13 protein-coding genes are annotated in these 12,425 nt (G+C 74.3%); 7 read left to right on the top strand and 6 right to left on the bottom strand.

What is annotated here, in order from left to right:
• Nucleotides 1–33: 33 nt before the first annotated feature.
• Nucleotides 34–1,191, bottom strand: a complete 1,158-nt coding sequence (locus tag OG774_RS17290) for a glycosyltransferase family 4 protein (RefSeq protein WP_328302642.1) — start codon at nucleotides 1,189–1,191, stop codon at nucleotides 34–36.
• Between the two features lie 356 nt (nucleotides 1,192–1,547).
• Between OG774_RS17290 and OG774_RS17295 the strand changes: the two genes are divergently transcribed.
• From OG774_RS17295 to OG774_RS17305, 3 genes are all read left to right on the top strand, one after another.
• The gene (locus OG774_RS17295) at nucleotides 1,548–2,384 is read left to right on the top strand and encodes an SAM-dependent methyltransferase (RefSeq protein WP_328302644.1); all 837 of its coding nucleotides are present in this window, start codon (nucleotides 1,548–1,550) and stop codon (nucleotides 2,382–2,384) included.
• A 281-nt stretch (nucleotides 2,385–2,665) separates the two neighbouring features.
• Nucleotides 2,666–3,046, top strand: a complete 381-nt coding sequence (locus OG774_RS17300) for a transglycosylase family protein (protein ID WP_328302646.1) — start codon at nucleotides 2,666–2,668, stop codon at nucleotides 3,044–3,046.
• A 94-nt stretch (nucleotides 3,047–3,140) separates the two neighbouring features.
• Entirely contained in the window at nucleotides 3,141–4,784 is a 1,644-nt protein-coding gene (locus tag OG774_RS17305; protein ID WP_328302648.1) for an FAD-binding dehydrogenase, read from the top strand.
• Nucleotides 4,785–4,858: 74 nt separating this feature from the next.
• Here the strand turns inward: OG774_RS17305 and OG774_RS17310 are convergent, their stop codons facing one another.
• Nucleotides 4,859–5,305 carry a hypothetical protein gene (locus OG774_RS17310; RefSeq protein ID WP_328302650.1) on the bottom strand — a complete coding sequence of 149 codons (447 nt, stop codon included), beginning with the start codon at nucleotides 5,303–5,305 and terminating at the stop codon, nucleotides 4,859–4,861.
• Nucleotides 5,306–5,384: 79 nt separating this feature from the next.
• On the opposite strand from OG774_RS17310, the gene OG774_RS17315 reads away from it, so the two are divergent.
• On the top strand, nucleotides 5,385–6,386 hold the full coding sequence (locus OG774_RS17315) for an aldo/keto reductase (protein WP_328302652.1): 1,002 nt from the start codon (nucleotides 5,385–5,387) through the stop codon (nucleotides 6,384–6,386).
• A gap of 40 nt (nucleotides 6,387–6,426) precedes the next feature.
• Here OG774_RS17315 and OG774_RS17320 read toward each other — a convergent pair whose 3' ends face one another.
• The gene (locus OG774_RS17320) at nucleotides 6,427–7,497 is read right to left on the bottom strand and encodes an alpha/beta hydrolase (protein ID WP_328302654.1); all 1,071 of its coding nucleotides are present in this window, start codon (nucleotides 7,495–7,497) and stop codon (nucleotides 6,427–6,429) included.
• A gap of 74 nt (nucleotides 7,498–7,571) precedes the next feature.
• Nucleotides 7,572–7,850 carry a DUF3253 domain-containing protein gene (locus OG774_RS17325; RefSeq protein ID WP_328302656.1) on the bottom strand — a complete coding sequence of 93 codons (279 nt, stop codon included), beginning with the start codon at nucleotides 7,848–7,850 and terminating at the stop codon, nucleotides 7,572–7,574.
• Nucleotides 7,851–7,932: 82 nt separating this feature from the next.
• On the opposite strand from OG774_RS17325, the gene OG774_RS17330 reads away from it, so the two are divergent.
• Nucleotides 7,933–8,367 (top strand): SRPBCC family protein, encoded by a 435-nt coding sequence (locus tag OG774_RS17330; RefSeq protein WP_328302658.1) that lies wholly within the window; start codon nucleotides 7,933–7,935, stop codon nucleotides 8,365–8,367.
• Nucleotides 8,368–8,428: 61 nt separating this feature from the next.
• On the opposite strand, the gene OG774_RS17335 is transcribed toward OG774_RS17330, so the two are convergent.
• Together OG774_RS17335 and OG774_RS17340 are read right to left on the bottom strand one after the other, a co-directional pair.
• Nucleotides 8,429–9,625: a CaiB/BaiF CoA transferase family protein gene (locus OG774_RS17335; RefSeq protein ID WP_328302660.1), complete on the bottom strand. Its 1,197-nt coding sequence runs from the start codon at nucleotides 9,623–9,625 to the stop codon at nucleotides 8,429–8,431.
• The gene (locus OG774_RS17340) at nucleotides 9,622–10,116 is read right to left on the bottom strand and encodes a flavin reductase family protein (protein ID WP_328302662.1); all 495 of its coding nucleotides are present in this window, start codon (nucleotides 10,114–10,116) and stop codon (nucleotides 9,622–9,624) included. Before OG774_RS17340 ends, OG774_RS17335 begins: the two co-directional genes overlap by 4 nt.
• Before the next feature lie 223 nt (nucleotides 10,117–10,339).
• On the opposite strand from OG774_RS17340, the gene OG774_RS17345 reads away from it, so the two are divergent.
• Nucleotides 10,340–11,530, top strand: coding sequence for an FAD-dependent monooxygenase (locus tag OG774_RS17345; protein ID WP_328302664.1), 1,191 nt, complete (start codon nucleotides 10,340–10,342; stop codon nucleotides 11,528–11,530).
• A complete protein-coding gene (locus OG774_RS17350) occupies nucleotides 11,527–12,423 on the top strand; it encodes a dioxygenase family protein (protein ID WP_328302666.1) in 897 nt (298 codons plus the stop codon). The genes OG774_RS17345 and OG774_RS17350 overlap by 4 nt, the downstream gene beginning before the upstream one ends.
• Nucleotides 12,424–12,425 lie beyond the last annotated feature (2 nt).

Raw genomic sequence — 12,425 nt, forward strand, 5'->3', positions numbered from 1 at the left:
TCGGTGCTCCACCGCCCGCTCAGGGCCGCAGGCTCAGGCCGCGCGGGGCGTCTCCGGGGTGCGCGGCAGCGGGGTGTCGCCGTGCAGCACGGCGGCGTAGTGCCCCAGCAGCTCCTCGCAGACCGAGGGCCAGGTCCGGTCGGCCACGGCCGCGCGGCCCGCGGCGCCGACGGCCCGCCGGGTGTCCGGGTCGTCGCGCCAGGCGGCGATCCGCCCGACGATCTCCGCCCCGGCCGTCGGCGATGCCGGGTCGTAGAGCCAGCCGGTGCGTCCCGGGGCCACGAGGTCGGCCACCCCGCCCGCGTCCGGCGCGAGCACCGGCAGGCCCGAGGCCTGGGCCTCCTGCACCGCCTGGCAGAAGGTCTCGTGCGGGCCGGTGTGCACGAAGGCGTCGAACGAGGCGTACGCGCGGGCCAGCTCGGTGCCGCCGCGGAAGCCGAGGAAGTGCGCGGTGGGCAGCAGCTCGCCCAGGCGGGCGCGCGAGGGGCCGTCGCCGACGACGACCACGCGCACCCCGGGCAGGCCCTCGAGGGCCGCCAGCCGCTCGACCTGCTTCTCCGCGGCGAGCCGGCCGACGTACCCGACGAGCATCTCGCCGTGCGGCGCGAGCTCGGCGCGCAGGTCCTCGTCCCGGCGCCCCGGGTGGAAGCGCGCGGTGTCGACGCCGCGTCCCCACCGGTGCACGCGCGGCACGCCGTGCTCGCGCAGCGCGTCCACCGCCCAGCGCGACGGCGCGAGGGTGCGTGCGGCCCCGCTGTGCAGGCGGCGGATCCAGCGCCAGGCCGCCCGTGCGGTCAGCCCGACCCCGTACGACGAGGCGAAGCCGGCGACGTCGGTCTGGTAGACGGCGACGGCCGGCACGTCCAGGCGCCGGGCGACGGTCAGCGCCCGCGCGCCCAGTACGAACGGCGAGGCGAGGTGCACGACGTCGGGGCGGTACTCCGCGAGCGCGGCCCGCACGGCCGGGGTGGGCACCCCGACGGGCAGCGAGTCGACGACGGGCAGGTCCACGGCGGGGACGCGGACGACGGGGACGTCGGGGGCGCCGGGCACCTCGTCGGGGCCGGCGCCCGGCGCGATGACCATCGCACCGTGACCGCGGCGCCGGAGGTGGGCGACCACCTGGAGCACGGAGTTGGTGACGCCGTTGACGGCGGGGAGGAACGACTCGGTCACGACGGCGACGCGCACGAGCGCACCGTTCCCGGCCCGGGAGCCCCGTCGGCCGACGACGACATGTCGCCCGACCCAACACCGACCCAACACTGAGCCCGGCCGTCCGCGCCCCGGTTGTGGGCGGGATCGCTGAAAGTCACCGACCGTCAACAACAGGCCGGACGATACGGATCCGACGGCGTGTCGTCCCCGCTCACCGCGGCGTGGCGACCACGGAGGGTCGAGATCCTGCACGGCGCTGGGATGGTCGGGGGACCCACCTGTATTGACAGGCGTCGCCGACTGTCGGCTACTGGACATCTCCGGCGGGCATCGGGCGGCCGCCGGCCCGTCCGTACTGCCCGGACGGGGGCCAGCCGGGAGGGAGGACCGTGGTCGTCGACCCCTTCCCTCGCCGCCTCACCACGTCGGCCCCCGGCGTCCCGGACGTCGACCGCCCGAGCTCGGCCCGGGTCTACGACTTCCTGCTCGGCGGGACGTCCCACGGCGCCGTCGACCGGCACCTCGGCCGGGAGATGATCGACGCCGTACCGCTCGTGATCCCGATCGCCCGCGAGAACCGGTCGTTCCTCCGCCGGGTCGTCACCTACCTCGTGCACGCGGGCATCGACCAGTTCCTCGACCTCGGCTCGGGCATCCCGACCATGGGCAGCACCCACGAGGTCGCCCGTCGCGTCGATCCCGAGGCGCGCGTCGCCTACGTCGACATCGACCTCGTGGCCGTCGCCCACGGCGAGCTGCTGCTCGGGAGGGAGAAGGGCGTCTCGGTCTCCTGGGCCGATCTGACCCGCCCCGAGACCGTGCTCGGCGCCCCCGGCGTCACCGACGTGCTCGACCTGTCCCGCCCGGTCGGGGTGCTGATGTTCTCGGTGCTCCAGCACGTGCCCGACGCCCAGGACCCCGCCGGGGTGGTCGCCGGCTACGTGTCCCGGGTCGTGCCGGGGAGCGCGCTGGCGGTCTCCCATCTCTCCGGGGACGACCCCCGCGTCGACGTGGAGGCGCTGCGCGCTCTCAGCGGCGCCTACCCGCGGGGCGAGGTGACCTACCGGTCGGGGGCCGAGCTCGCGGCCATGGTCGAGGGGGTCGACCTCGTCGAGCCCGGCCTCGTCTACGCGGCGCAGTGGCGGCCGGAGCCCCGCCGCTCCGGTCAGCCCGAGGGCGAGCTCTGCTGCGGGCACCGCGCGGCGGTCGGGTTCGTCCCGGGCTGAGTGACCGGCCCCCGTCAAACACGGTTCGGCCCGATGCCGTAGCGGCTCGACGCACCGTTCGGAGCAACGCTTGATGGCCTCGACTAGGCCGTTTGCCGCCCGACGCGACCCATCGACCACTCACCGCGACGCAGCGCGGCCCGGCGGTCACGGCTCGTCACAAAAGGTCTCGGTTCGGTTACGGTCCCTGCCGCGTCGTCCCGCTCCCCAGCACCACCCCGGGCGACGTACGGGTCACCTCTCGAGGTCCCGTCCCGCCCTTCGATGAACCGGAGTCCCCGATGTCTGGTCGCCACGCCGCCCCGTCCGCTTCCCGCCCCCTGCTCAAGGCCGGGGTCGTCGCCGCCGCCGCGGTCACCGGTCCGCTGGCGATCACCGGCACGGCCATGGCGGCACCCTCGGTCTCGCCCGAGTCGAACGCGACCTGGGACCGCCTCGCCATGTGCGAGAGCACCCAGAACTGGGAGGCCGACACCGGCAACGGCTTCAAGGGCGGCCTGCAGTTCACCGAATCCACCTGGAGCGAGTTCGGCGGCGAGCGCTTCGCGTCCACGCCCGTCGACGCCTCCCGCGAGGAGCAGATCCGCGTGGCCAAGAAGGTCCAGGACGAGCAGGGCTGGAACGCCTGGCCGACCTGCTCGGAGAAGCTCGGCCTGCAGTAGGAGCGGCACCTCCGGTGCAAGCCCTGCGTCCACGCTTGCACTGGACGCCAGCAAATCCACATCCTCGCCGAGCCGCCCTGACACGATGTCCGGCATGTCCGACGCCGACGTCATCGTCGTCGGGGCCGGCCTGGCCGGTCTCGTCGCCACCGCCGAGCTCGCCGACGCGGGACGCCGGGTGATCCTGCTCGACCAGGAGCCCGAGGCGTCGCTCGGCGGGCAGGCGTGGTGGTCGTTCGGCGGCCTCTTCCTCGTCGACAGCCCGGAGCAGCGCCGGCTGCGCGTGCGCGACTCGTTCGACCTCGCCTGGTCCGACTGGACCTCCAGCGCCGGCTTCGACCGCCCCGACGAGGACCGCTGGGGCCGCGAGTGGGCGCGCGCCTACGTCGAGTGGGCCGCCGGCGAGAAGCGCCCGTGGCTCCACGCGATGGGCGTGCGCTTCTTCCCCGTCGTCGGGTGGGCCGAGCGCGGCGGGGCCTCGGCCACCGGCCACGGCAACTCCGTCCCCCGCTTCCACATCGTCTGGGGCACCGGGCCCGGCATCCTCGAGCCGTTCCTGCGCCGCGTGCAGCAGGCCGTCGACGACGGGCGGGTGACGATCCGCTTCCGCCACCGCGTCGACGCGCTCGACGTGACGGCCGGCGCGGTGACCGGGGTGTCCGGCACCGTCCTCGAGCCCTCCGACGTCGCCCGCGGCGAGTCGAGCTCGCGCACGGCGGTCGACACGTTCAGCCTCGGCGCACCCAGCGTCGTCGTCACCTCCGGCGGCATCGGCGGCGACCACGACGCCGTCCGCGCGGCCTGGCCCGAGCGCCTCGGGCCGCCGCCGCAGCAGATGATCTCCGGCGTCCCGGCCCACGTCGACGGCCGCATGATCGGCATCAGCGAGGACGCCGGCGGCCGCGTGGTCAACCGCGACCGGATGTGGCACTACACCGAGGGGATCGCCAACCACTCCCCCGTATGGCCGCTGCACGGCATCCGGATCCTGCCCGGGCCGTCGTCACTGTGGTTCGACGCGGAGGGCAAGCGGCTGCCGGCGCCGCTGTGGCCGGGCTTCGACACGCTCGCGACGCTCGCGCACATCCGGCGCACCGGGCACGACCACACGTGGTTCGTGCTCACCCAGCGGATCCTCGAGAAGGAGTTCGCCCTCTCCGGTTCCGAGCAGAACCCCGACTTCACCGGCCGCGACGTCCGCTTGACGCTCCAGCGCGTCCGCCCCGGGCCCACCGAGCCGGTCGCGGCGTTCCAGCGCTCCGGGGCGGACTTCGTGCAGGCCGACGACCTGGCCACCCTCGTCGACCGCATGAACGCCCTCACCCCGACGCCGCTGCTGGACGCCGCGAACGTCGAGCGCGAGGTCCTCGCCCGCGACGCCGAGCTCGCGAACCCGTACGGCAAGGACGGCCAGCTCGCCGCCGTCCGCAACGCCCGCGCCTACCTCGGCGACCGGCTCGTCCGCACCGCGCCGCCGCACCGGATCCTCGACCCCGCAGCCGGGCCGCTCGTCGCGGTCAAGCTGCACATCCTGACGCGCAAGACGCTCGGCGGGCTGTGGACGGACCTCGACGGCCGCGTGCTGCGCGCCGACGGCTCCCCGCTGCCGGGGCTGTACGCAGCGGGCGAGGCAACGGGCTTCGGGGGCGGCGGGGTGCACGGCTACCGGTCGCTCGAGGGGACGTTCCTCGGCGGCTGCCTGTTCTCGGGGCGTCAGGTGGCACGCGCGCTGGCCTGAGCGCGCCCCATGATCGACGCGGCTTTCCTGGCTGAGAGGGGAGCACGCCGATACGGTGGACGCAGGGCTTGCACTCAGCGAGTGACCCGCCGGCGGCGCTGGAGCAGGAGCATCGCCGCGACGATCACGAGCAGCACCGCCGCGCCGCCCAGGACGCGCAGGGTGGTGGCGCCCGAGCCGGTGTCGGCGACGGTGAGCGTCGCCGCCAACGGGCGTCCCCCGCAGGTCGCGGTGACGGTGACGGGACCCGGGGCCGCGTCGGCGGCGACGGTCAGGGTCGACGAGACCGACCAGGGCTGGTGGCCCTCGGGGTCGCGCTGCCACGGGCCGCCCGTCACCCCGGGCCCGCCGGCCGGGGTCGTCTCCGGCTCCTCGCAGCCCATCTGCGCCGACACGGTGGCGCCGGGCGCGACCGGGGCACCGTCGCCGATCACCAGACCGGGGTCGGCCAGCGCCGTCCCCGCCCCCAGCGACAGGAAGGCCACCACCAGCATCGTCAGCACCAGGCGCACACCGGTCACCGTGCCACCCGCAGCGCCTCCGGTGGGCCAGCGTCACCGCACACGTTCAGGGCACCGTCACCCGGGGCAGCCAGCGCCCATGGAGCAACGCACTCTCGGCAGCCAGGGCCTGCGCGTGTCCGCGCTGGGCCTGGGCTGCATGGGCATGACCTTCGCCTACGGCGGCCAGGACGACACCGAGTCGCGCGCGACGATCGAGCGCGCGCTCGAGCTGGGCGTCACCTTCCTCGACACCGCCGACATGTACGGCCCGCACACCAACGAGGAGCTCCTCGGCTCCGTGCTCTCCGGGCTGAGCTCACAGCGCGACGAGGTCACCCTCGCCACCAAGTTCGGCAACGAGATCGGCGCCGACGGCAAGGGCACCGGGCGCGTCAACGGCCGGCCCGACTACCTGCGCGGCCAGATCGACGGCTCGCTGCGACGCCTCGGCACCGACCACGTCGACCTCTACTACCAGCACCGCGTCGACCCCGAGGTGCCGATCGAGGAGACCTGGGGCGCGCTCGGCGAGCTCGTCGACGCCGGCAAGGTGCGCTACCTGGGCATCTCCGAGGCCGCGCCGGAGACCATCCGCCGCGCCCACGCCACCGCCCCGATCAGCGCCGTGCAGACCGAGTACTCGCTCTTCACCCGGGACGTCGAGGACGACGGCGTCCTCGCGACGTGCCGCGAGCTGGGCATCGGCTTCGTGCCCTACAGCCCGATCGGTCGCGGCTTCCTGTCCGGCACGATCCGCTCGACCGACGACCTCCCCGAGGGCGACTGGCGCCGCAACTCGCCCCGCTTCCAGGGCGAGGCGCTGCAGGCAAACCTGCGGGTGCTCGACGAGGTGAACGCGCTCGCCGAGCGCAAGGGCGTCTCGCCGACCCAGCTCGCGCTCGCGTGGGTGCTCGCGCAGGGCGACGACATCGTCCCGATCCCGGGCACCAAGCGCCGCCGCTACCTCGAGGAGAACGCGGGCGCGGTCGACGTCCACCTCTCCGCCGAGGAGCTCGGGGCCATCGAAGAGGTCGCCCCGGTGGGCGTAGCGTCCGGCGAGCGCTACCCCGCCGCGGCGATGGGGATGCTGCGCCGCTGACCCCGTGAGCGAAGTTCCCGGCCATGACCGGGAACTTCGCTCACATGGAACCGGCCCGCTCCCGCGTCGTCAGCGCCAGGCCCGCGCGCAGGGCGGAGGCGGCGTCGAGGACGGCGTCGCGCGCGGTCGGGACGATGCCCGCGAACCCCGCGTAGCCGTGCACGAGGCCCGGGAAGCGGCGGGACACCACGGGCACGCCCGCCGCGCGCAGCGCCCCGGCGAGCTCCTCGCCCTCGTCGCGCAGCGGGTCGAACCCGGCCGTCGCGACGTAGCAGGGCGGCATGATCGCGAGGTCGTCCACCTCGAGCAGGCCGGTCGGGCGGATCGGCTCGATGCCGTCGGGCAGGTAGTAGCGCTCGAACACCTCGATGTCGACGGTGCGCAGCCCGAACCCCTCGGCGAAGGTCTCCCGCGAGCCGCCCTGGCGTCCCGCGTCGGTGACCGGGTAGAGCGCGAGCACGAACGACGCCGTCTCGAGGTCGCGGCGGGCGAGCTGGTGCGCCGCGGTGAGCGCGAGGTTCGCGCCGGCCGAGTCGCCACCGACGGCGACGGTCGTCGCGCGGAACTCGTCGCGGTGGGTCAGCACGTGGTGCAGCGCCGACGCCGCGTCGGCGAGACCCGCCGGGAACGGGTGCTCGGGGGCGAGCCGGTACTCGACCGACAGCACCCGCACGCCGGCCTGATGGGCCAACGCCCGGCACAACGGCGCGCTCGAGGCGATGCTGCCGAGCGCGAACCCACCGCCGTGGAAGTGCACGAGCAGGCCGGACGGGGCGTCGCCCACCTCGGCCGGCTCGTAGAGGCACGCCGACAGGGCGCCCGGCACGTCCCGGCCGGGCCCCGCGGGGACGGGGACGGTGGTCGGGCGGGCCGCCACCCCGGAGGTCGTGGCCACGGACAGGGCCGCCGCCTCGTCGGTCGCGCGGCGCTGGTCGACCAGCGACGGCTCCTCACCCCGGGCGAGCAGGCCGAGCAGGCGCAGCACGACCTGCACGTCGAGGTCGAGGGTCTGGCCGTCGCGGGTGATCTCGGGGCCGGCCAGCCGTCTCTTGAGGGGACGGGGGAGCGCGAGGAGGGCGGCCAGGACGCGCCGCAGCACACGGAACACCACGCCGGGAGCCTAGGGGCGGACGACGATCACGGCTGGTTCGTGGCCCGAGATGGGGGATTTCCTGAGGTTGGGTATCAGCCTGGTCCCCAGGCTGACGCACCCCCGCCCGCCCGACGCAGCCGCACCGGCCCACGGGCCGTGGCGGGGTCGACGACGGTGCCGCGCTGGGTCATCTCGACCGTCCCGTCGTCGACGAGCCGGGCGGCGACGGCGCGGGCGTCGGGCATCAGGTCGCGCCACGACTCCGGATCGACACGCCGCGCGGCCTCCGACGGGCAGATGGTCGCGCCGTCGGTCCGCTGGTCGAGCAGTCCCACGATCGCGTCGGCGAGAGCCCGCTCGGTGTCAGCCACGACACCGGATACCCACCTGCACGGGCGGGTACCGGGCAGTGGACGCGCGATGGCACCCTGCTCCGTCGCCGGAGGGAGTGTCGTGAGCGCACCGGTGACGAGGACCGTGGAGATCGCCGCGCCCGTGCCCCGGGTGATCGAGGTGATCTCCGATCTGGAGAACACCGATCGCTGGGCCAACGAGGCGAAGCAGGCGAAGGTCCAGGAGCACGACGAGCAGGGCCGGCCCACCCGGATCGCGGTGACCCTCGGCGCGCTGACCTTCACGACGACGGCCACCTACACCGTGGCCTACACCGAGTCGTCGGTGACGCTGACCTGCGTCGACGCCAAGCTGATCCGCGAGAGCACGATCGCCTACACCGCGACCGACGCCGGCGACGGGAACACCCACCTCGAGATGGCCTCGACGATGGAGGTCACCGTCAAGGGCGTTCCGCGCTGGGGCCTGGAGCGCGCGATGGGCTCGAGCGCCGAGAAGAACCTGCAGTCGATCAAGAAGGACGCTGAAGGCTGACGCCACGTGAGCGATCTGGGTCGCTCCGGCGGCCCACATCACTCACGTGGGCCGCAGGCCCTCAGATCGTCTTCTCGTCGGCCAGCGCCGCGATCTCGTCCCCCGAGAGCCCCAGCTCGCCGAAGACCTCGGCGTTGTGGTGCCCGGGCACCGGCGGGCCGGCCCAGCGCACGGACCCCGGGGTGGCCGAGAACGTCGGCACGACGCCGGGTCCCAGCACGTCCTCGTCGAACCGCTCGTCGTGGTGCTCGACGAGCATCCCGCGCGCCCGGAACTGCGGGTCGGCGACGACCTCGGCCGCGGTGTTGATCGGCCCGCAGATGACGCCGGCCTCGTCGAGCACGCGCCGCACCTCGTCCGCGGGCAGCGAGGAGACCCAGGCGCCGACGATCCCGTCGAGCTCGTCCTGGTGCACCCCGCGGGCGCGGTGGTCGGCGTAGCGCGGGTCGTCGGCGAGCTCCGGGCGTCCCATCGCCCCACAGAGCCGGCGGAACACCGTGTCCTGGTTGGCCGCGACCACGAGCCACAGCCCGTCGCCGGTCAGGTAGACGTTCGACGGCGCGATCCCGTCCAGGCGCGTGCCACCGGGCTGGCGGACGCGCCCGAGCTTGTCGTACTCCGGGATCACCGACTCGAGCACCGACAGGCACGCCTCGGTGAGCGCGACGTCGACCACCTGGCCCTCGCCGGTGACCGACCTGCGGTGCAGCGCGGCGAGCACGCCCTGGACGGCGACCATCCCCGCCAGCGAGTCGCCCAGCGAGATCGCCATCCGTGGCGGCGCCTCCCCCGGGTAGCCGTTGATGTACCGCAGGCCCGAGAGCGCCTCGGCCACCGACGCGTAGCCGGCCTTGTCCGCGTACGGCCCGGTCTGCCCGTAGCCCGACACCCGCGCGAGCACGAGGCCCGGGTTCACCGCGGACAGCCGGTCCCAGCCGAGGTTCCAGCGCTCGAGGGTGCCGGGACGGAAGTTCTCGACGACGACGTCGGCGCCCTCGACGAGGCGCAGGAAGAGCTCCTGCCCCCGCTCGGCGCGCAGGTCGAGGGTGATGCAGCGCTTGTTGCGGGCGTGGACGGTCCACCACAGCCGGTGGCCCCGGTAGGACTCCTGGCCCCAGTCGCGCATGGGGTCCTGGCCGCCCGGCGACTCGATCTTGACGACGTCGGCGCCGTAGTCGGCGAGCAGCCGCCCGGCGAACGGGCCGGCGACGATCGTGCCGAGCTCGAGGACCCGGACGTCGTCGAGGGGTCCGCTCACCCGCCCGCCCCGGCAGGGCTGGTGCGGGCGTAGCCGCCGCGGTGGAACACGAGCGGCGGGCTCCCGGGTGCTCCGAGGTCGTGCACCGCGCCGACGACGATGAGGTGGTCGCCGCCGTCGTGCACGTCGTGCAGCGTGCAGTCGATCCACGCGGTCGCCCCGCCGAGGATCGGCGAGCCCAGGCCGGAGGGGCGCCACTCGACGCCGGCGAACTTGTCGCCGCCCGAGACCGCGAAGGTCGTCGAGAGCTCCTCCTGCTCCTCCGAGAGCACGTTGACCACGAACCGGCCCGTCGCCTCGATCTTCGGCCAGCTCGACGAGTTGCGGCTCGGCAGCACGAGCACCAGCGGCGGCTCGAGCGAGAGCGAGGAGAACGACTGACACGTGAAGCCTGCCGGCCCGTCCGGGGTCGTGCCGGTGACGATGGTGACGCCGCTGGGGAAGTGCCCCAGCACCTGGCGCATCGTCGAGGAGTCCGTGCCCTCGCTCATGTCCTGCCCTCCCGATCGGTGCCGCGCTGCCGACGACGGTATTGCTCCCGCGAGCACGCGGCACATCGTCCGTGGCGTCGCTCTCTCCGTGGCGCCCGGTCTGATGGCCGCCGATTGAGATGCCCAGCAGCTCAATCGATCTGTATTTGCCCCTTTCTCGTCCGGGACGGCCCTGTCACGCTCGACAACAGACGTTCGGAGCGGAGCGGAGGCGAAGCACGACATGACCCGTGTCGTCGTCGCAGGAGCCGGGATCGGCGGCCTCACCCTCGGCATCGCGCTGGCGCGCGCGGGGGTGGAGGTCGACCTCTACGAGCAGGCCGACGAGCTGCGCGAGGTGGGCGCGGCCGTCGCGCTGTCGGCCAACGGCACCCGCGAGCTCTACCGCCTCGGCGTCGGGGAGGCCCTCGACGCGGTCTCCACCCAGCCCACCGAGCTGATCTACCGCGACGGCCGCAGCGGCGCGCGGATCGCCGCGCACCCGGGTGCCGAGGCCTACCGCGAACGCTTCGGTGCGCCCTACTGGGGCGTGCACCGCGTCGACCTGCAGCAGACGCTCGCCGGTGCGTTCACGGCGGCGGCGGGCGAGGAGCACCTGCACCTCGGGCGCGCCGTCACGGCTGTCGACGCCGAGGCCGGCACCCTCACCCTCGCCGATGGCGCGCAGGTCGCGGGCGACGTCGTCGTCGGCGCCGACGGTGTGCACTCGACGGTGCGCGACGCCGTCACCGGACCCGGCTCGGGGCCCGTCTACTCGGGCACCAGCGCCTTCCGCGGGCTCGTGCCCGTCGACGCGCTGCCGGGCCTGCCCGACCCGCACGCGATCCAGTTCTGGGCCGGGCCGGGCGCACACCTCCTGCACTACGCGCTGGGTCGCGACGACGACACCGTCAACTTCTTCGCCGTGCTCTGCGGCCCGGCCACCTGGGAGGGCGGCAACCGCCCGGCGGCGGAGGACGAGCTGCTCGACGGTTTCGCCGGCTGGCATCCCGCGGTGCGCGAGATGCTCGCCGCGGTACCGCAGAGCCCCCGCTGGCCGCTGCTCTCCCAGCCACCGCTGACGCGCTGGACGCGCGGGCGGACGGTCCTGATCGGCGACGCCGTCCACGCGATGCTGCCGCACCACGGGCAGGGCGCGAACCAGTCGATCGAGGACGCGGTGACGCTGGCCCGGCTGCTCGTGCACCGCGATCCCGCCGACGCCCTGGCCGCCTACCCCCGGCTCCGGCGGGCGCGCACGCGCGCGGTCGCGGCGAGCGCCTGGGAGACCGGCACCCTGCTCCACCTCGCCGACGACGACCCGCGCATCGCCGAGCGCGACAAGCGCTTCGCCGGCTACGCGACCGACAACGCCTGGGTCCACGACCACGACGTCGCCGACCCGTCCACCACCACCCTGAAGAGGACGCGATGACCACCACCTCCGACCAGTCGGTCTCCCCCACATCCACGTCGGCTGCCGTCACCGCCGGCGCACACGCCACCGAGATCGCCCGCAAGGGCCTGTCCAACCAGCGCGGTGGTTCCGCGACGGTCGACCAGCAGCGGGCGGCCACCGTGATCGGCGCCGCCCTCGAGGGCATCCGCGCCGCGATCCGCGACCACAAGGTCACCTACGAGGAGTTCGACGCGTTCAAGCAGTGGCTGATCGCGGTCTCCGACACCGGCGAGTGGCCGCTGTTCCTCGACGTCTACCTCGAGTTCGAGGTCGAGAAGGTCGCCGCGGCGACCCAGCAGGGCTCGGTCGGCACCATCCTCGGCCCGTTCTGGCTCGACGGGCAGGCCCAGCTCGACTCGCCCGCCACGCTGCCGATGCGCGACGACGAGCCCGGCACCCCGATGATCCTCGCGGGCCAGGTCACCGCCACCGACGGCACGCCGCTGGCCGGCGCGAAGGTCGACATCTGGCACACCGACTCCGACGGCTGGTACTCCGGCTTCGCCGCGAAGCCTCCGGCCGGCAACCTCCGCGGCGTCGTGCGCTGCGACGACCAGGGCCGCTTCGAGATCCACACCCGCAAGCCGGCGCCGTACACGATCCCCCTCGACGGGCCCACCGGGCAGATGACCCAGGCCGCCGGCTGGAGCCCGTGGCGCCCCGCCCACATCCACCTGCTCGTCACCGCGCCCGGGCACCGCACCCTGACCAGCCAGCTCTTCTTCACCGGCGACCCTTACCTCGGCAACGACGTCGCCTCCGCCGACAAGCCCGAGCTCACCCTCGACCCCCAGCCCACCGGGAACGCGTCCCCGGGATTCGAGGGAGAGGTCCGCTCCGACCGCGACTTCGTGCTGGAGCCGGAGTAGGC

Origin of the sequence: Actinomycetospora sp. NBC_00405, assembly GCF_036044095.1 — a bacterium.
Taxonomy (GTDB): domain Bacteria; phylum Actinomycetota; class Actinomycetes; order Mycobacteriales; family Pseudonocardiaceae; genus Actinomycetospora; species Actinomycetospora callitridis.

Coding starts and splice junctions, on each gene's coding strand:
- OG774_RS17300 (WP_328302646.1), top strand. CDS start 2,666: ATGTCTGGTCGCCACGCCGCCCCGTCCGCTTCCCGCCCCCTGCTCAAG.
- OG774_RS17305 (WP_328302648.1), top strand. CDS start 3,141: ATGTCCGACGCCGACGTCATCGTCGTCGGGGCCGGCCTGGCCGGTCTC.
- OG774_RS17315 (WP_328302652.1), top strand. CDS start 5,385: ATGGAGCAACGCACTCTCGGCAGCCAGGGCCTGCGCGTGTCCGCGCTG.
- OG774_RS17340 (WP_328302662.1), bottom strand. CDS start 10,116: ATGAGCGAGGGCACGGACTCCTCGACGATGCGCCAGGTGCTGGGGCAC.
- OG774_RS17345 (WP_328302664.1), top strand. CDS start 10,340: ATGACCCGTGTCGTCGTCGCAGGAGCCGGGATCGGCGGCCTCACCCTC.
- OG774_RS17350 (WP_328302666.1), top strand. CDS start 11,527: ATGACCACCACCTCCGACCAGTCGGTCTCCCCCACATCCACGTCGGCT.